This is a genomic window from Xanthomonas arboricola, assembly GCF_003353015.1.
Classification (GTDB): Bacteria; Pseudomonadota; Gammaproteobacteria; order Xanthomonadales; family Xanthomonadaceae; genus Xanthomonas; species Xanthomonas arboricola_E.
This window is the reverse complement of record NZ_QREM01000009.1, coordinates 174,599-192,707: the sequence shown is the minus strand read 5'-3', so window position 1 is coordinate 192,707 and position 18,109 is coordinate 174,599. Positions and strand designations below refer to the sequence as shown.

The window sequence follows — 18,109 nt, the reverse complement described above, 5'->3', positions numbered from 1 at the left end:
GCTCCCGCCCCGCAGCGGTGGAGCTGGCTGCGGTCTCGCCAGAGCTAATGCACGCGGCGTGCCAAAACGCGGTGCCGGTGTTCCGGCGCGCGGTTGCAGTGGGTCGGGGCGCGGGGGGAGCTGCGCGGCCGGTCCGGTTCAATGGCATCAAGGCATTGGATTGATTGATCTTTTTCCGCGCATGCAGTGCATTGGCGTGACCCGTGCGGGCGGACGCGCTGGCGCGACGGACGCCGGCCCTGCAGGGCCCGGAACGCCCGAACATGGCCGGCGGCATGCAATCGATTGGAGGTCTGGCCCGGTGGCGGATTTCCGACGCCGGTTACGGCGGTCGGTCGCCGGTCTGCAGGCATTGCTGGCGGCGTGGTGAAGACAGGCCCCTGACGACCCCGTAGGAGCGCCCTTGGGCGCGATGGGGCGTCTCGGTAAAGCCTGTCGCGCCCGAGGGCGCTCCTACAGGGGCGGCGCGGCGTGTCGTAGGAGCGCACCTGGGCGCGATGGGGCGTTCCCGGGGCAGCCCGGTCGCGCCNCGTCTCGGTAAAGCCTGTCGCGCCCGAGGGCGCTCCTACAGGGGCGGCGCGGCGTGTCGTAGGAGCGCACCTGGGCGCGATGGGGCGTTCCCGGGACAGCCCGGTCGCGCCCGGGTGCGCTCCTACGAGATGGTGGTCGATCGCTGGTCTGCGGGTGTCGCCGGTCGGCGTGTTGGAGACATAACGGCCAGGCAGGGTCCCGACGATCCCGTAGGAGCGCACCTGGGCGCGATGGGGCGTTTCCGGGACAGCCCGGTCGCGCCCGGGTGCGCTCCTACGAGATGGTGGTCGATCGCTGGTCTGCGGATGTCGCCGGTCGGCGTGGTGGAGACATAACGGCCAGACAGGACCCCGACGATTCCGTAGGAGCGCCCTTGGGCGCGATGGGCCGTCTCGGGAAAGCCTGTCGCGCCCAAGGGCGCTCCTACAGGGGCGGTGCGGCGTGTCGTAGGAGCGCACCTGGGCGCGATGGGGCGTTCCCGGGACAGCCCGGTCGCGCCCGGGTGCGCTCCTACGAGATGGNTGGTGGTCGATCGCTGGTCTGCGGATGTCGCCGGTCGGCGTGGTGGAGACATAACGGCCACGCACGGCCCCGGCGATCCGTAGGAGCGCACGTGGGCGCGATGGGGCTGTCCTGGGAAAGCCCGGTCGCGCCCGGGTGCGCTCCTACGCCTCAGCTGATCGTGCCGACCAGCTTCAGGCGCTTGTCTTCGGGTACTTCGCTATAGGCCAGCACCGACAGGCTCGGCACGCTGTGGCGGACCAGGCGGGCCAGCGCGGCGCGGACCTGGCCGGGGACCAGCACCACCGCCGGTTCGTTGCGGGCCTCCTGCTTGCCGACGCAGTCGGCCAGGCTCTGGTGCAGGCGCTCGGCCAGGCCGGGTTCCAGCGCCACGCCGTTGCCGTGGGTGGATTCCTGCAGCACGCGCTCCAGCTGCGGGGCCAGCGTGTAGACCGGCAGCTCGGCCGACATGCCGGCGATCTCCTGCACGATGAAGCGGCCCAGCGAGGTGCGTACCGCGGCGGTGAGCGTGGTCGGGTCCTGGCTGTGCGGGGCGTGTTCGACCAGCGCTTCGACGATCTTGCGCAGCTGGCGCACCGGGATGCGCTCGATCAGCAGGTTCTGCAGCACGCGCACCACCACCGACAGCGGCAGCGCCTTGGGGGTGAGGTCCTCGACCATCTTCGGCGCGGTCTTGGCCAGGGTCGCCAGCAGCTGCTGCACTTCCTCGTGGCCGAGCAGTTCCGGGGCGTGTTCGCGGATCAGGTGGGACAGATGGGTGGCGACCACGGTGGCCGGGTCGACCACCGTATAGCCCATCGATTCGGCATAGGCGCGTTGATGCGGCTGGATCCAGGTGGCATCCAGGCCGAACGCCGGGTCCTTGCCGGGGATGCCGTCCAGCTGGCCGAGCGCACCGCCCGGGTCCAGTGCCAGTTCGCGGTCGGGATAGATTTCCGCGGTGGCCACCGGCACGCCATGCACCAGCAGCCGATAGGCGTTGGCCGACAGCTCCAGGTTGTCGCGGATATGCACCGGCGGCACCAGGAAGCCGATGTCCTGGGTGAGCTTGCGGCGCACGCCCTTGATGCGCGCCATCAGTTCGCCACCCTGGTGCTTGTCCACCAGCGGAATCAGCCGGTAGCCCACTTCCAGGCCCAGCGGGTCGATCGGGCGCAGCTCGTCCCAGCTCAGTTCGGAGCTGGCCTGGGCGGCGCTGGCCGCAGCGGCGGCCTTGGGGTCGGTGGCCGGGTCGCCGGTCGGCGGGATGACCAGGCTGCGCTTGTACATTTTCCAGGCGATCACGCCCAGGATCAGGCCCAGCGTCAAAAACGCGACGTTGGGCATGCCGGGCACCAGGCCGACCAGGCCCAGGATGGCCGCGGCCACCGCGAGGGCGCGGTGCTGGCCGAACACCTGGCTGATCATGGCCCCGCGCATGTCCTGCGCGCGCGAGGCGCGGGTCACCAGCAGGGCGACCGAGGACGACACCAGCAGCGCCGGCAGCTGCGCCACCAGGCCGTCGCCGATCGACAGCAGGGTGTAGGTGGAGGCGGCATCCACAAAGCTCATGCCGTGCTGGAACATGCCCACCGCCATGCCGCCGATGAGGTTGATGAACAGGATCAGGATGGCGGCGATGGCGTCGCCGCGGATGAACTTGTTGGCACCGTCCATCGCGCCGTAGAAGTCGGCCTCCTCGCGCACTTCCTCGCGGCGGGCCTTGGCTTCCTCGCGCGTCAGCAAACCGGCGTTGAGGTCGGCGTCGATGGCCATCTGCTTGCCGGGCATGGCGTCCAGGATGAAGCGCGCGGTTACTTCCGACACGCGCCCGGCACCCTTGGTGATGACCACGAAGTTGATGATGGTCAGGATCGCGAACACCACGATACCGACGGCGTAGTTGCCGCCGATGACGAACTGGCCGAACGCCTCGATCACCTTGCCTGCCGCGGCATGGCCGTCCTGGCCGTTGATCAGGATCACGCGGCTGGAGGCGACGTTCAGCGCCAGCCGCAGCATCGTGGTCATCAACAGCACGATCGGGAAAATGGTGAATTCCAGCGGGCGCTGCACGTACACCACCGCCAGCAGCACCATCAGCGAGATGGCGATGTTGAAGGTGAACAGGGCATCCAGCACCGGCGCGGCCAGCGGCACCATCAGCATGGCCAGCATGGCCATCAGCGCCAGCGGCGCGCCCAGGCCGTTGCGCAGCAACTCCATGATGCGCCGGGCGTTCATCGGGGCGGGTTGGGCGCTCATGCGCTGGCTCCCTTGCCGAATTCATCCACGTCCAGCGACGGCAGTTCCGGCATCGGGCCGCCGTTCCAGCCACGCAGCTGGTAGACGTAGGACAGCACCTGGGCCACGACCGAATAGAGTCTCACGGGAATTTCCTTGCCGATTTGTGCTTCCCTATACAAGGCGCGTGCCAAAGGCGGGGCGGTGACGATCGCCACCCGGTGCTGCTCGCAGGCTTCGCGGATGCGGAAGGCCATTTCGTCCACGCCCTTGGCCACCACGATCGGGGCACGCATCTTGCCGCCTTCGTACTTGAGCGCCACCGCGTAGTGGGTCGGATTCATCAGCACCACGTCGGCCTTGGGCACCGCCTCCATCATCTGGCGTTGCGACATCTGCATCTGCATCTGGCGGATGCGGCCCTTGACCTCCGGGCTGCCCTCGCTCTCCTTCATCTCGCGCTTGATCTCTTCGCGGGTCATCTTGAGCTTCCGCAGCCAGTTCCACTTCTGGTACGGCGCGTCGATGGCGGCCAGCAGCACCAGCGCGCCGGCGGTGTAGAACAGCAGGCTCTTGGTGAAGTCCAGGCCGTTGCCCACGGCCTGTTCCAGCGGCTGGTTCACCAGCGAGCGCAGGCCGTGCAGGCCCTTGGAGATGCACAGGCTGGCGGCCAGGCCGACGAACAGCAGCCGCAGTACCGACTTGACCAGCTCGGCCAGGCTGTTGCTGCCCCACATGCGCTTGATCCCGTTGGCCGGGTTGAGCTTGTTGAGGTCGGGCATGATCGCCTTGCCGGAAAAACGCAGCCCGCTCATCAGCAACGGGCCGGCCAGGCCGGCCAGCAGGCAGACGCCGATCAGTGGCAGCATCACCCACAGCAGTTGCAGCAGCAGGTCGCCGAAATGGCCGAACAGCGCCATCGGGTTTTCCCGCATCTTCGGGTCCGGGCTGAGCGCGGTCTTCATCCACACGCTGGCGCCATCGCCGATGCCGCGGGCCAGGGCCATCAGCGCGAACACGCCGGCACCGAACACCGCGGCGGTGGACAACTCGCGCGATTGCGGGACGTTGCCCTGCTCGCGGGCTTCGCGCAGGCGTTTTTCGGTGGGAAGCTCGGTGCGTTCGCCGCCGTCTTCGGACTCGGACATGGAGGTGCCGGTGGGGGATCAGCCTGGTTCCATGCAAGCTGCGTTCCAGTTGGACCGGGAGTCAGGAGTCAGGAGTCAGGAATCGGGAGTCGGAGAGCGGTGATCGTGTGGAGCCGCCGGCGCATCGTGGCTGCGGTGTGAGCGGGCAGGGCAGCGCGCCGGCCCGGGACGTGCTCGACCGCGTCCAGACCTATTGCCGGTTCGCGGGCGCGCCGGAGTTGCCCGCCAGATGCCGGGGCGGCGGGCGTCTTGATGCGGGTAGTGACTCAGCTGGCCAGGGCGCGTGGGCCGTCGCGTTGGGCGACCACCCGCGCGATGAAGCGCTCGGCGTCCAGCGGCCGACCCAGCAGGTAGCCCTGCAGCTGGTCGCAGCCCAGCCGTTCGAGCGTGTTGCGCTGGGCGATGGTCTCCACCCCTTCGGCCACCACCTGCAGGCGCATGGTGTGGGCCAGCGCCACCACCGCGGCGACGATGGCGATGTCTTCCGGGCCGTTGTCCAGGGCCTGCACGAAGCTGCGGTCGATCTTGAGTTCGTGCGCGGGCAGCCTGCGCAGGTACATCAGGTTGGAATAGCCGGTGCCGAAGTCGTCGATGGCGATGCGCACGCCCAGCGCATTGAGCTGGGCGAGCGTGCGCAGGCAGGCCTCGGCGTCGCGCATGGCCATGCTCTCGGTGATTTCCAGGGTGAGCTGGGCCGGCGGGATCGCGTAATCGGCCAGGGTGGTAGCCACCTCGTCCAGCAGGCTGGGCGAGGCCAGTTGCGTGGCCGACAGGTTGACTGCCACCCGCCAGTGCCCCTGTCCGGCCTCGCGCCAGTCGCGCATCTGCCGGCAGGCCTGCTGCAGCACCCAGCTGCCGAGCGGGCCGATCATGCCGCTGCGCTCGGCCAGCGGGATGAAGCTGTCCGGCGGCACCAGGCCGCGCTCGGGATGCTGCCAGCGGATCAGCGCCTCGGCGCCGACCGGACGGCCGTCCTCGGCACAGTACTTGGGCTGGTAATGCAGCACGAACTGGCCCAGTTCCAGCGCACGCGGCAGATCCTGCAGCAGCTGCAGGCGCTCGCGGGTGGTACCGGTCATCGAGCGCTCGAAAAAGCTGTAACGGTTGCGGCCGGCCTGCTTGGCGTGGCCCATCGCCGCATCGGCATGGATCATCAACTGATGCTCGCTGCCGGCATCCTCGGGATACAGCGCAATGCCGACGCTGCTGCTGAGGCGCAATTCCTGGTCGCCGACCAGAAACGGCAGCGCCAGCGCCTGCAGCAGGTGCGTGGCGATCGCGGCGGCATCCTCGGGGTCGGCAATGGCCGACACCAGCACGAACTCGTCGGCGCCCAGCCGCGCCAGGCTGTCGTGGGTGCGCCGGTGCGCGCGCATGCGCTCGGCTACCGCCACCAGCAACTGGTCGCCGAACTGGTGACCGTAGCCGTCGTTGATCGCCTTGAAGCCATCCAGGTTGACCAGCATCACCGCAAAGCGCTGCCCGTCGCGCTGGCCGCGGTCGATGCTCTGCAGCACGTGTTCGTGCAGCAGCACGCGGTTGGGCAGGCGGGTGAGCGGGTCGTGCAGGGCGGCCAGCACCAGCTCGGCATTGGCCTGCGCCAACGATTCGGAGAGCACATCGGTGCGCTGCTGGAACCGCCGCGACAGCACCGAGATCACCAGTGCCAGCGCCAACAGCGCCAGCGTGACCAGGACCACCACTGCGGCCAGCCAGGGCAGCGGCAGATGCGCGTCGGCGGACGCGCCGCAGATGCTGCCGGGCGCGAACTGCGCCGCCGCCATGCCGGTGTAGTGCATGCCCACGATCGCCACGCCCATGATCGCCGCCGCGATCAACCGCAGGCTGTAGCGGCGGCCGTCGTGGCGCAGCCGGAAGGCGATCCACAACGCCGCCGCCGAAGCGCCGATGGCGATCGCGATGGACAGCCCGAACAGCAACGGGTCGTAGCTGATGGCCGGGAACATGCGCAGCGCACCCATGCCCATGTAGTGCATCAGCGCAATGCCCATCCCCATCAGTACCGCGCCCATGACCAGCCGCGGCCATGGCAGATCCGTACGCGAGGTCAGCCACAGCGCCAGGGCCGAGGCCAGGATCGCCGCCAGCATCGAACAGCTCGTCAACGCCAGGTCGTAGCCCAGCGGAATCGGCAGGCGGAACGCCAGCATGCCGATGAAGTGCATCGACCAGATGCCGACCCCCATCGCCACCGCGCCGCCCAACAGCCAGGCCACGGCCGTGCCGCCACGACTGGCAGTCACACGTGCGGCCAGATGCAGTGCGGTGTAGGAGGCCAGCATGGCCACCACCAGCGACAGCATCACCATGCCAGGGTTATAGGTTCCGACCACCCATCCGCTTCCAGCGTCGAAGGACGCGCTTGCCCAAGCTTACAGCGACCTCAAGCGTCTTTTCTTGAGCGCCTGCGGGCAGCCGGCGGCGATCGATCGCCGCCGGGCTGGCCGGCGCGGTGCGGGCAGCCGCGATGCGCCGATGGGGCGGGGCCGGGATGGCTGCGTGCGAGGCGGCGGGAGCACTGCTGCGGCGCGGTGATCGGCATGCGTGTCGCTGCCGCCGCGTGCATGGGCGCGTGCATCGCAGCTCCGCTCGGTGATCGCGATGACGGTGCCCGACCGGTGGCCGTGCGGACTCATGCCACCGACGATTCGGGCTCTTCCGGTTCGATGCGATTGCGGCCGTGCCGCTTGGCGCGGTAAAGCGCTTCGTCGGCACGCGCCAGCAACGTGGCGGCGGTGTCGCCGCTGCGGAACCAGGCCACGCCGACCGAACAGGTCACCGGCAGCGGCCGCGCGGTGCCGACCTCGTACGGTGCCAGGCTGAGCTTGTCGTGGATGGCGCGCAACCGCTGCTGGCCATGCCGCGACATGCCCGGCAGCAACAGCAGCAGTTCTTCGCCGCCGTAGCGGCCCACCTTGTCCGAGTCGCGCAGGCAGGCGGCCAGGCGGGCGCCGACCTTGGCCAGTACCGCATCGCCGACCAGATGCCCGTGTTCGTCGTTGACCAGCTTGAAGTGGTCCAGATCGATCAGCACCACCGCCAGCGGATGCCCGCCGTGCGCGCAGGCCTGCAGTTGCTCGGCCATGGCGTCGAGCACGCCGGAGCGGTTGAGCAGGCCGGTCAGGGCATCGTGGCTGGCCTTCAGTGCCAGCGCCGCACGCGCGCTTTCCAGATGGCGCTTTTCGTGTTCCAGCTGGTAGGTGCGCTCGGCCACCAGTTCGGCCAGCATGCGCTCGCGCGCCACCAGATGGCGGTGTCGCCAGCGCCACAGGCCGGCCAGCAGCGCGCTGCCGATCAGCACATACAAGGCGATCGCCGGCGGGCTGCGCCACCACAGCGGGGCCACGGCAAATGCCAGCTCGGCGATCGGCGAGGCCGTGCGGCGGTAGCGGTCCAGCACCTGTACCTGCAGGCGGAAATGCCCGGAGGGCAGCGGCGGTTGGTCGATCGACAGGCTGTCGCCCTGGATCCATGCGTCGTGCAGGCCGCGCACGCGGTAGCGCACGGTCAGGCGGCTCGGGTCGTCGTACACCTCCATGGTGGACAGCTCGATATGCAGCGGCTTGTCGCTCCAGCCCAGCAATTGGCCGTGCTGTACCGGTACGCCGCCACGGCTGACGCTGTCGATACGCACGCTGGGCGGGCGCGCGTCGAACAGCCGCGCCGGATCCAGCAGATGGCTCACCCCGCGCGAGGTGCCGATCCATACCGACCCATCCGGGTCCTTGGCGAAGGCGGCTTCGGAAATGTCGTCCCACAGCAAGCCCTGCGACTGCGACAGATGCGCCCACCGTTCGCCGTCGTAGATCTCCACGCCACGCGCATGGCCCACCCAGATCCGGCCGAAGCTGTCACCGTGCATCAGGTAGACACCGACATCGCGCAGCGCATCGTCGCTGATCGCCTGCAGGTCCAGCCGGTCGCCCAGCAGCATGCCGTGCCAGACACCGGGCCGGTAGAACGCCAGCCACACCTCGCCACCATCGCTGATGTGGAAATTGCTGATCCACGGCTCGGCCGCACCGCCATTGACCCGCACCTGGACCTTGGACCAGCGCGCGCCCTGCAGGCGGAACAGGCCGTTGGCGGTGGACACCCACAGCGTGCCATCGGCAGTCTGCTGGATGTCGGTAAAGGCGATCGCGGGCATCCCGGCGACCGCTTCCATCGTGCCGCCCTCCAGCGGCTGCCGGATCACGAACAGACCGCCCGCACTGAGCATCCACATCCGCCCCTGCCGGTCGATCAGCAGGCGGCGCGCGGTGCGCGGCAGCTTGGCGACCTGGGTACTGCGGCCATCGGGCCAGTTGCGGTGCAGGAAACCGGCCGAATTGAGCGTCCACAGGCTGCCGTCGGCACTGCGTTGCATGCCCACGATCTGGATTCCGGAGGCCGGCAAGGCCGGAACGAAGCGCCCGCCCGGATCGGCCTGGCGGCCGGCCCCGTGTTCATTGCCGACCAGCAGCGCCCCCTGCGCGTCGCGGGCGATCGACCAGGTGGGGGCGGCCGGCATGCCCTGCGAGGCGTCCCAGTTCTCGATCCACTCGTAGCCGGCCCAGCGCACCAGGCCTTCGCCATCGACGGTCATCCAGACATCGCCATCGCGGTCCACCACGATCGCATCGCTGCTGCCGGGCGGCAGCCCGTTGGCGACGCCGAAACTGCGCCAGCGGCCGTTTTCCCAGCGCGCCAGCCCGTCGTTGCGCCGCACCAGCACGCGCCCTTCGCGGTCCAGCACCAACGGCGCCTGGCGCCCGACGGTGCTGCCATCGAGCAACGGCAGCGGCCGCACACTGAACCTGCTTGCGCCCGGCGCGCGGTACAGCAGGGTGCCGGTGCCGCGCACCCACAGTGCGCCGTCGTGATCGCGCAACACGCTGTACCAGCGATCCTCCGGTACGCCCTGGTCCGGCCCGTAGACCTGCACCTTGCGCTGCGCATCGATCGCGCACAGCCGCCTGGCACAGCCGGCCCACAGGGTGTCGCCTTCCACCGACAGGCTCAGCACCTTGGACAGTTCGGGCACGCGCGCCCGGGTGGCGGTGTCCAGCAGCGGTTCGCTGTGCCAGCGGCCATTGCCGCGTGCGCTCAAGCGCTCCAGCATGCCGCCATTGGCCAGCACCGTGCCCCAGGAGGGACTGGCCAGCTGCATGCCTTCCTGCAGGTGTTCGGCCTCATCGGGGGCCAGCTTGCGAAAGCCGTGCTCGTCGCCGACAAACAGGGCCTGGAAGCCGGCCACCCACAGCCGCCCGTCGGCGGCTTCGCTCATCGAGGTGATCGGTTCGTTGCGCAGCCCATCCAGCACGACCTGCCGAAAGCTGCGCCCGTTGTAGCGATACAGGCCGCTTTCGGTGCACACCCACAGCAGCGTGGCGCGGGTCTGCAGCAGGCAGGTGCCGGCAAGCCCGAGCAGGCCCTGGTCGTGGGCATAGCGGCGAATGCTCGCGCTCTGCGCGCCTGCAGCATCGGCCAACGACAGCACGGCCAGCAGCAGCACCGCCAGCAACGGTGCACGCCGGCCTGAGGACCTGCATTGGCAGTACTGAAACCCCACGAGCGTTGCACTCTCCCACGCATCGGCACGTATGGTCCGCGCTCCGCGCGCGGGGGTCTTACGCTTGCCATGGGCGGCCGCTATCGTCGGCCGCAGTCAACCGTCTAGCGGCTGCGCATGCGTGATTCTTTAATGCCTGGGCAGACACGGCGGCGTGATTGCGCAGCGTGCACGGCCATGACGTGGCGGGTTTTTCGAGCCGCGCCGGCCCGGCAGGCCATTCGCGGCATCGGCGCCGGCGCTGCTGCTGCTGCTGCGTCCGGACGCAGGCTCAGCCGCTGGCCGCCGCGTCCCAGCGCACATGGTCGTAATCGATGCGGTTGCGTCCACTGCGCTTGGCGCGATAGAGCGCCGCGTCGGCGCGCGCCAGCAGCTGCTCCAGGGTTTCGCCCGGCTGGAACCAGGCCACGCCGACCGAGCAGGTCACCGGCAACACGCCGCCATCGATCGGGTAGTCGCCGCAGATCCCGCGGTGCAGTGCCTGCAGGCGGTGGCTGGCCTCGGCGCCGAGCCCCGGCAGCAACGCCAGCAATTCTTCGCCACCATAGCGGCCGATGCGGTCGTCCCCGCGCATCAGCGTATCCAGGCGCCGGCCGACCTCGGCCAGCACGGCGTCCCCGGCCAGATGGCCGTGCTGATCGTTGACCAGCTTGAAGTGGTCCAGGTCGATCAGCACCACCGCCAGCGGCCGCGCGCTGGTGTCGGCACGCGCCAGCATGCCGCGCAGTGCGTGCAGGATGCCGGCGCGATTGAGCAGCCCGGTCAGTTCGTCGTGGGTGGCCTTGAGCGCGAGTTCGGCGCGTGCCGCCTCCAGCTCGCGCTTGTCCTGTTCCAGCTCGGCGGTGCGTTCGGCCACCAGCTGCTCCAGCTCGCGCTTGCGTCGCAGCAGCTTGCGCGTGCGCCAGCGCAGCAGCGCGATCACCGCCGCAATGCTCAGCAGCACGTAGCCGGCCACTGCCGGGGCGCCGCGCCACCACGGCGGGCGCAGCACGAAACGCAAGCGTGCCACCGGGCTGGCGCTGCGCTGGTAGGCATCCAGCGCCTGGACTTCCAGCGTGTAGGTGCCGGGCGGCAGCAGGGGATAGGTGAGATGACTGAGCGAGGTCTGGGTCCAGCGCGCCTGGTGACCCTCCACCCGGTAGCGGAAGCTGATGCGGTCCGGGCCACCTTCGGCGCCGGGTGCGCTGATGTCCACATCCAGCGGCACCTGCGACCAATCCAGCTGCGCCCCCGGCGTGATCGTCTGGTTGCCACGCCGCACCCGCAGGATGTCCACGCGCAATGGCGGTGCGGCGAACACGCGCAACGGATCGAGCAGATGGGTGGCGCCGCGGCTGCTGCCGAGCCAGATGCTGCCATCGACGTCCTCGAAGAACGCATTGGCCGACATGTCGTCCCACAGCAGGCCCTCGGTGCGCGTGGCCCGCGACCAGCGGCCGTTTTCCAGCAGGTCCAGGCCCTGGCTGCTGCCCAGCCACAGCCGGCCCTTGCGGTCGTGGCGCAGGATGAACGGCATCACCCGTGCCACCAGCGGATCGTCGACCGCGGTCAGCGCCAGCACGCCATCGGCCTGCAGGCGGCCGTGCCACAGCCCGGTATCGCGCAGCGAGATCCACAGTTCGCCATCGGGCGCAAAATCGATCAGGAAGAAATCCTGGCTGGGCAGCGCGCCACGCACCTGCACGCGTTGCCAGCTGCCGTCCGCCCGCCGGTTGTACAGGCCCTCGCGGGTACTGGCCCAGAGCCGGCCCTGCTGGTCGAGATCGACGTCGCCCACGAAGGCGGCCGGCACGCCCGGATCGCGGCTGGCCTGGTGCGGCGCACCCGGTGGCATGCGATACAGGCCGCGCGGGGTGGTGATCCACAAGGTGCCGGCGGCGTCGAACAGCAGCTTGTTGACCGGCAGGCCCAGCTGCAGCACGTCCACGGTCCTGCCGGTGCGCGCATCGCGCCGCGCCAGTGCGCCGGAGGAGCGCGCCACCCAGGCCGCGCCATCGATGGGCGAGAGCGCCATGGAGATCGACTGCAGCAGCGGCCGCCCGTCCTCCAGCGTCCACGGCTGCATGCGCCCGCTGCGTGGATCCAGCACGTTGGAGCCGGCATCGCTGCCGACCAGCAGTTCCCCGCTGGGCAGGCGCTGGATCACCCAGGTCGGCGCTTCCGCCAGGCCCTGGCTTTCGTCCCAGTGCTCGATGTTGCCGTAGCCCAGCCAGCGCTGTACTCCCAGGCCGCGGGTGCCGATCCACAGCTGGCCGGTGCGCTGCATCATCAGCGGGCCGACCATCGGGCTGATCGGCAGCCCCTGGTTGTGGCCGAAGTAGCGCCAGCGATCGCCTTCCCAGCGCACCAGGCCACGATCGGAGCGCGTCAGCAGGCGGCCCTGCGCGTCTTCCGACAGGGTAGTGGCCGCCGAGAGCGTGTCGAAGCTGGTGCCCGCCGGCGCCGGATGACTGCGGAACACGCGCTGGCCGGGCGCCCGCGACAGCACCAGCCCGCCGCCGCGTAGCCATAGCGTGTCCTGGTGGTCGCGAAAGATCGCCCGCCACTGCCGCTCCGGCACACCGTCGGCGTGGCCGAGCAGCGCGGTGCGGCCGTTCCGGTCGATCCGGCAGATGTGCTGCCCGCAGCTGGCCCACAGCGCCGCGCCATCGGCCAGCAGCGCCTTGCCCACCGGCAGGCGGGTGCCATCGGCCAGCTGCAACGGCAGTGGGCGCACCGACCAGCCGCCCCTGGGTTCCGGCGACAGGCGCAGCAAGGCGTTCTCGCTGACCACCACCATGCCGTCGGCGTAGGTGGCCAGCACGTTGCCGCTGTCGGCGCGGATCGGCTGGCCGTCGTACAGCAGCTGCACGAACGTGCCGCCGTCGCGTACGAACACGCCGTTGGCACTGGCCACCCACAGCCGTCCTGCCGCATCCAGCGCCAGTGCGCGGATATAGCGCGCATCCAGGCCGCTTTCCTGGCCGACCGGGATGAAACTCTCGCGCTCGAAGCGGTGCAGGCCCAGCTCGGTGCCCACCCAGACCACGCCCTGGCGATCTTCCAGCAGGCTGTTGACGGTCATGCCCTGCAGGCCATCGGCCTGGGCGTAGTCGCGGAAGCTGTAGGTCTGCGCCTGGGCGTGGCTGCACATCACCAGCCCGGCAAGCCAAAGGCAGGCCCTGGCCGACCAGTGGCCGCCTCGTGACGCAATCCTAGTCAACAGCGCAGACACGTTGGGCATCGTTTCCCGCGAGCGTGGGCGAGGGGGGAGTGATGACGATTGGCGGTATCAATCGTCCAGTGGCGTTGACGGCTGGCCGGGCAAAAACTTGAGGCAGTTCACGGTTACGGATGTGTCCGCTAGGCGGTCAGTTCCCTGGCGGCGTCGAAGGCGGTATCGAACAGGCGCTGCACCGGCGGGGCGAACTCGCTGGCGAAACTGGACAGCAGGAACAGCCCCAGCAACACCGTCAGCGGCAGGCCCAGCTGCATCGGGTTCAAGGCCGGCGCGGCCTTGGCCAGCGCACCGAAGGCCAGGTTGACCGCCAGCATCGCCACCATCATCGGCAATGCCAGGGTGAGCCCGCCGCGCAGGATCTGCAGGAACAGCGTCGGTGCCACCTCGGCGAAGGCGGCGGCGTCGGGAATCGCGGTGCCGATCGGCAAGGCCTTGTAGCTGTCCACCAGCAGCGCGATCACCGCAAGATGGCCGTTGGCCGCAAAGAACAGCAGCCCGAAGCCGAGATAGAACCACTGCGCGATCACCCCGGAGGTCACGCCGCGCAGCGGGTCGGACATCTGTGCGAACGACAGGCCGGTGGCCTGCGACACCAGCTCGCCGGCCAGCGCGCCGGCCTCGAAGATCAGCTTGAGCATGAAGCCCATGCTGGCACCCACCGCCAGTTCGCGCGCGACGCTGAGCACCGCCTGCGCGGTGAAGCCGTCCCAGTCCGGCACCGGCGGCAGCAGCGGCGCCAGCACCATCGACAAGGTCCCGGCCAGCATCACCCGGACCCGCCCCGGCACCGCGCGCGTGCCGATCAACGGCATCGCGGTCAGCAACGCACCGGTGCGCAGCATCGTCCACATGATCGCCCCGACCATCGCAAACGCGCGCTGGCCGTCGATCACCATCTGGGTGGCGGCATCCATCCGCTGCGCTCCGCTAGCCGATCAGATGCGGTATGCGCTGGAACAGCGCGATGGTGAACTCCACCAGATGCCCCAGCAGCATGCTGCCGGTGGCGAACAAGGTGGCCGTCAGCGCGACCGCCTTGGCCACGAAGGCGATGGTCGGTTCGTTCAACTGGGTGGCGGCCTGCACCACACCGATCACGACACCGACGACCAGCACCGCCAGCAACATCGGTCCGGCAATCCACAGGACGGTGACCAGGCCACCACGCAATTCGGTCAGGGCGATTTCAGGGCTCATGGGTGTGGGAATGCAAGTGGGGTGCCAGGGGATGGGATTCGGGAATCGGGAATCGGGAATCGGGAATGAGATTGGAGCTGGTGCAGCGGTGTGTGATCTGGCGAACGTGCGGTCTGCAGAAACTAGCCCCTCTCCAGCGGGAGAGGGGTTGGGGTGAGGGTACGNATGGGATTCGTGAATCGGGAATCGGGAATCGGGAATGAGATTGGAGCTGGTGCAGCGGTGTGTGATCTGGCGAACGTGCGGTCTGCAGAAACTAGCCCCTCTCCAGCGGGAGAGGGGTTGGGGTGAGGGTACGCGGCGAAGCCACGCGTGTTGTGTGGCTCCGCTGGTTCGTTGCTCGGCTGCTGGCTTCGGCTGCCATTGGCCGCACTGGCTGGTGCGGTTGCCGTTTGCTCTGCGGCAGCGTCGGCGTTTGCTGCCCGGCCCGGGCACCTCGTCTTGGAGCGGCAGGCCGGGTCGCCGGCAGGCCACGCATGTGCAACCGCGCCGCTACGACGCGTTGAAGCTCGCCGCCAGCGTGCCGACCACCAGCACCCAGCCGTCCACCAGGACGAACAGCAGGATCTTGAACGGTGCCGAGATCAGCATCGGCGACAGCATCATCATGCCCATCGACATCAGCACGCTGGCGACCACCAGATCGATGATCACGAACGGAATGAAGATCAGAAAGCCGATCTCGAACGCGGTCTTCAACTCGCTGGTCACGAACGAGGCCACCAGCACCGGGAACGGCACCGCGTCCGGGCCGGCGTACTTGCCGTCGCCGGCCATGCCGGCGAAGGTCATCAGGTCGGTCTCGCGGATCTGCGCCAGCATGAAGGCGCGCAGCGGCTGGGTGGTCAGCGTCCAGGCGGTCTGGAAATCGATCTGGTTGTTGAGGTACGGCGACAGCCCGGCGCCCCACATCTTCTGCCACACCGGCATCATCACCAGCGCGGTCAGGAACATCGACAGCCCCAGCAGCACCTGGTTGGACGGGGTCTGGCCGGTACCCAGCGCCTGGCGCAGCAGGCCCAGCACGATGGTGATGCGGGTGAAGGCGGTCAGCACCAGCAGCATCGACGGCAGCAGGGTGATTGCCGTCATCAGCAGCAAGGTCTGCAGCGGCAGGCTCACCGGCTGGTCGCCGATGCGGCCGACGCTCACGTTCGGCAACGACGGCAGCTGCCTGGCGCCGGCCGGGGCGGCCGCCGGCGTTGCGGCGGGAGCGGCGGCCTGGGCCATGGCCGGCAATGCGGCAGGCGTGGCGGCAGCCAGCAGCGGGCAGCTCATCACCAGCAGGATCAGCACCAGGCGCAGGCTGCGCCCCCAGCGATTCCAACGACTCAACATGTCACGGATCCTTGCGCAGCTTCTGTGCCAGCAGCTGGGCGAAATTGGGAAGTTGCCTGAAATCGGGCAGGGTGGGAGCGGGCGCGGACGGCAGCGGTTCGGACAGGGTGTGCAGGGTGGTGATGCCGCCGGCGGTGACGCCCAGCAGCAACTGCTGGCCGTTCACCTCCACCACCACCACACGCTCCTTGGCACCCACCGCCAGACTGGTCACCACGCGCAGGCCCTCGGTACTGCGGAAACCGCTGCCGGGCATGCGCTTGAGCAACCAGCCCAGGCCGACGATCAGCGCCAGCACCAGCAGCAATGCAAACACCGCGCCAAACAGGCTGGGCGAGGCTGGCGCCTGCGCGCCGACCTGGGTGGCCTTGGCCGCGACCGGCGCGGCGGTGGCCAGCAGGCCGATCACCGCAGCCTCCGGATCCGCTCGCTGGGGCTGACCACATCGGTCAGGCGGATGCCGAAGCGGTCGTTGATGACGACGACTTCGCCATGCGCGATCAGGGTGCCGTTGACGTACACGTCCAGCGGTTCGCCGGCGCCGCGCTCCAGCTCCACCACCGAGCCCTGGTTGAGCTGCAGCAGGTTGCGGATCGGTATACGCGCGCGGCCCACTTCCAGCGACAGCGTCACCGGCACGTCCAGGATGACGTCCAGGTTGAGGTCGGAGGCGTTCTGGTCGTGCTCGGCCTGCAGGCTGTCGAAGGTGGCAGGCGCGGCGTCGAGGATGTCGGAGTTGATCATTTGCTGGAATCCTGGGAGGGAACGGCGCGTGGGGCTTGCACGCCAGGCGGGCGTATCGCGGTGATCTTGACGGCGTTGTTGCCATTGGAAACGCCGAATTCGCCGGTGAACAACGGGATCTCTTCCACGCACAGCGGCACCTGTGCGGGCAGGTCGATCGGCAGGATGTCGCCGACCTTCAGGCCGGTGAGCTGGCGCAGGCTCATGCGCTTGCTGGCCAGCACGCTGGACAGGGTCACCTCGGCGGTGTCCAGCTGCTCGCGCAGCATCACGTTCCAGGAGTCGTCGCGGTCGTTGCGGTCGCTCTGGATGCCTGCATCGAGCAGTTCGCGGATCGGCTCCAGCATCGAATACGGCAGGGTGATGTGGATCTCGCCGCCGCCGCCTTCCAGTTCGACATGGAAGCGGCACACCACCACGTACTCGCGCGGGGTGACGATGTTGGCGAAGTGCGGGTTGATCTCCGAGTTGATGTACTCGAAGTCCACGTCCATCACCGGCGCCCAGGCTTCCTTCAGGTCGGCGAAGGTCTGCTTGAGCATCAGCTGCACCACGCGCATCTCGGTGGCGGTGAATTCGCGGCCTTCGATACGGGTGTGGTACCGGCCGTCGCCGCCGAAGAAGTTGTCCACCACGGTGAATACCAGCGTGGGTTCGAACACGATCAGGCCGGTGCCGCGCAGCGGCTTGAAGCGGATCAGGTTGAGGTTGGTCGGCACATACAGCGAGTGCATGTACTCGTTGAACTTGACCAGGTCGATGCCGCGCACCGACAGGTCGGCCGAGCGCCGGATCAGGTTGAACAGGCCGATGCGCCACAGCCGCGCGAAGCGCTCGTTGACCATCTCCAGGGTCGGCATGCGGCCGCGGATGATGCGGTCCTGGCTGGACAGGTCGTACTGGCGCGCCTCGCCGGGCAGCGGCTCCGGCTCGGTGTTGACCGCACCCGAATCCACGCCGTGCAGCAAGGCATCGATTTCGTCCTGGGAAAGCAGATCGCTGACGCTCATGGGGCAGGCCTTACTGGGTGACGAAACTGGTGAACAGCAGTTCTTCGACGCACTTCTTGCCGGTCTCGCCGGTCATGACCTTCTGCGCTTCGGCCAGCGCCGCCTTCTGCAGCTTCTGCTTGCCGACCAGGTCGGCCACATCGGTGGCCTTGACCTGCGACAGCAGCATCAGCAGGTGCGCACGGATGGCCGGGGCGTTTTCGGTGATCAACTTGAGGTCTTCCGGGTCGCGGGTGACCAGCTGCACTTCGACCTGCAGGTACTGCGGGCCGTCGCCGGGGTCGGCCAGGTTGACCACGATCGCCGGGTCCATCGGGAAGTACTGTGCCGGCTTTGGCACTTCGGCAACCTTGGGGGCGTCGTGCTTGCCGCCCTTCTCGTCGCCCTTGTGGCCGAGAAAGAACCAGGCGCCGCCACCGGCAGCCGCCAGCACCACGACGCCGACGGCGATCAGCAGAAGTTTCTTGCCGCCCTTCTTCTTTTCGCCCTTGTCGTCTTTGTCTTCGGTCTTCTTGGGTTTTTCCGCGGCTGCCACAGTCTGCTCCAGGGGGAATGCTCACCCGGTGGATGCAATTGGCATGCCAATCCGGCGACGGTTTCC

At 68.8% G+C, this 18,109-nt stretch carries 12 protein-coding genes; all 12 read right to left on the bottom strand.

What is annotated here, in order from left to right:
- Positions 1-1,203: 1,203 nt before the first annotated feature.
- The 12 genes from flhA to C0541_RS11410 all read right to left on the bottom strand — a co-directional run bounded on the left by flhA (position 1,204) and on the right by C0541_RS11410 (position 18,043).
- Positions 1,204-3,276: a flagellar biosynthesis protein FlhA gene (flhA, locus tag C0541_RS11465; protein ID WP_193725942.1), complete on the bottom strand. Its 2,073-nt coding sequence runs from the start codon at positions 3,274-3,276 to the stop codon at positions 1,204-1,206.
- 17 nt (positions 3,277-3,293) lie between these two features.
- The gene (gene flhB, locus C0541_RS11460; protein WP_115048468.1) at positions 3,294-4,424 is read right to left on the bottom strand and encodes a flagellar biosynthesis protein FlhB; all 1,131 of its coding nucleotides are present in this window, start codon (positions 4,422-4,424) and stop codon (positions 3,294-3,296) included.
- 266 nt (positions 4,425-4,690) lie between these two features.
- Positions 4,691-6,778 (bottom strand): putative bifunctional diguanylate cyclase/phosphodiesterase, encoded by a 2,088-nt coding sequence (locus tag C0541_RS11455; protein ID WP_115048467.1) that lies wholly within the window; start codon positions 6,776-6,778, stop codon positions 4,691-4,693.
- Between the two features lie 299 nt (positions 6,779-7,077).
- Positions 7,078-9,999 (bottom strand): ligand-binding sensor domain-containing diguanylate cyclase, encoded by a 2,922-nt coding sequence (locus tag C0541_RS11450; RefSeq protein WP_115048465.1) that lies wholly within the window; start codon positions 9,997-9,999, stop codon positions 7,078-7,080.
- Between the two features lie 271 nt (positions 10,000-10,270).
- Positions 10,271-13,222: a ligand-binding sensor domain-containing diguanylate cyclase gene (locus tag C0541_RS11445; protein ID WP_115048463.1), complete on the bottom strand. Its 2,952-nt coding sequence runs from the start codon at positions 13,220-13,222 to the stop codon at positions 10,271-10,273.
- A 119-nt stretch (positions 13,223-13,341) separates the two neighbouring features.
- Positions 13,342-14,133 (bottom strand): flagellar biosynthetic protein FliR, encoded by a 792-nt coding sequence (fliR, locus tag C0541_RS11440; protein WP_115048461.1) that lies wholly within the window; start codon positions 14,131-14,133, stop codon positions 13,342-13,344.
- A gap of 13 nt (positions 14,134-14,146) precedes the next feature.
- Positions 14,147-14,416: a flagellar biosynthetic protein FliQ gene (locus C0541_RS11435; protein WP_005917968.1), complete on the bottom strand. Its 270-nt coding sequence runs from the start codon at positions 14,414-14,416 to the stop codon at positions 14,147-14,149.
- Between the two features lie 492 nt (positions 14,417-14,908).
- Complete coding sequence (gene fliP, locus C0541_RS11430) at positions 14,909-15,754, bottom strand: flagellar type III secretion system pore protein FliP (protein WP_115048459.1); 846 nt, start codon at positions 15,752-15,754, stop codon at positions 14,909-14,911.
- 1 nt (position 15,755) lies between these two features.
- Entirely contained in the window at positions 15,756-16,163 is a 408-nt protein-coding gene (gene fliO, locus C0541_RS11425; protein WP_115048457.1) for a flagellar biosynthetic protein FliO, read from the bottom strand.
- Positions 16,160-16,498, bottom strand: coding sequence for a flagellar motor switch protein FliN (fliN, locus tag C0541_RS11420; RefSeq protein ID WP_115048455.1), 339 nt, complete (start codon positions 16,496-16,498; stop codon positions 16,160-16,162). Before fliN ends, fliO begins: the two co-directional genes overlap by 4 nt.
- Positions 16,495-17,508: a flagellar motor switch protein FliM gene (gene fliM / locus C0541_RS11415; RefSeq protein WP_115048453.1), complete on the bottom strand. Its 1,014-nt coding sequence runs from the start codon at positions 17,506-17,508 to the stop codon at positions 16,495-16,497. Before fliM ends, fliN begins: the two co-directional genes overlap by 4 nt.
- A 10-nt stretch (positions 17,509-17,518) precedes the next feature.
- Positions 17,519-18,043, bottom strand: a complete 525-nt coding sequence (locus C0541_RS11410) for a flagellar basal body-associated FliL family protein (protein WP_115048451.1) — start codon at positions 18,041-18,043, stop codon at positions 17,519-17,521.
- Positions 18,044-18,109: the final 66 nt, after the last annotated feature.

What these genes read in the sequence shown, in the direction of transcription:
- flhA (WP_193725942.1), bottom strand. Translation starts at nt 3,276, where the DNA reads ATGAACGCCCGGCGCATCATGGAGTTGCTGCGCAACGGCCTGGGCGCG.
- flhB (WP_115048468.1), bottom strand. Translation starts at nt 4,424, where the DNA reads ATGTCCGAGTCCGAAGACGGCGGCGAACGCACCGAGCTTCCCACCGAA.
- fliM (WP_115048453.1), bottom strand. Translation starts at nt 17,508, where the DNA reads ATGAGCGTCAGCGATCTGCTTTCCCAGGACGAAATCGATGCCTTGCTG.
- fliR (WP_115048461.1), bottom strand. Translation starts at nt 14,133, where the DNA reads ATGGATGCCGCCACCCAGATGGTGATCGACGGCCAGCGCGCGTTTGCG.
- fliN (WP_115048455.1), bottom strand. Translation starts at nt 16,498, where the DNA reads ATGATCAACTCCGACATCCTCGACGCCGCGCCTGCCACCTTCGACAGC.
- C0541_RS11435 (WP_005917968.1), bottom strand. Translation starts at nt 14,416, where the DNA reads ATGAGCCCTGAAATCGCCCTGACCGAATTGCGTGGTGGCCTGGTCACC.
- fliP (WP_115048459.1), bottom strand. Translation starts at nt 15,754, where the DNA reads ATGTTGAGTCGTTGGAATCGCTGGGGGCGCAGCCTGCGCCTGGTGCTG.
- C0541_RS11445 (WP_115048463.1), bottom strand. Translation starts at nt 13,222, where the DNA reads ATGCCCAACGTGTCTGCGCTGTTGACTAGGATTGCGTCACGAGGCGGC.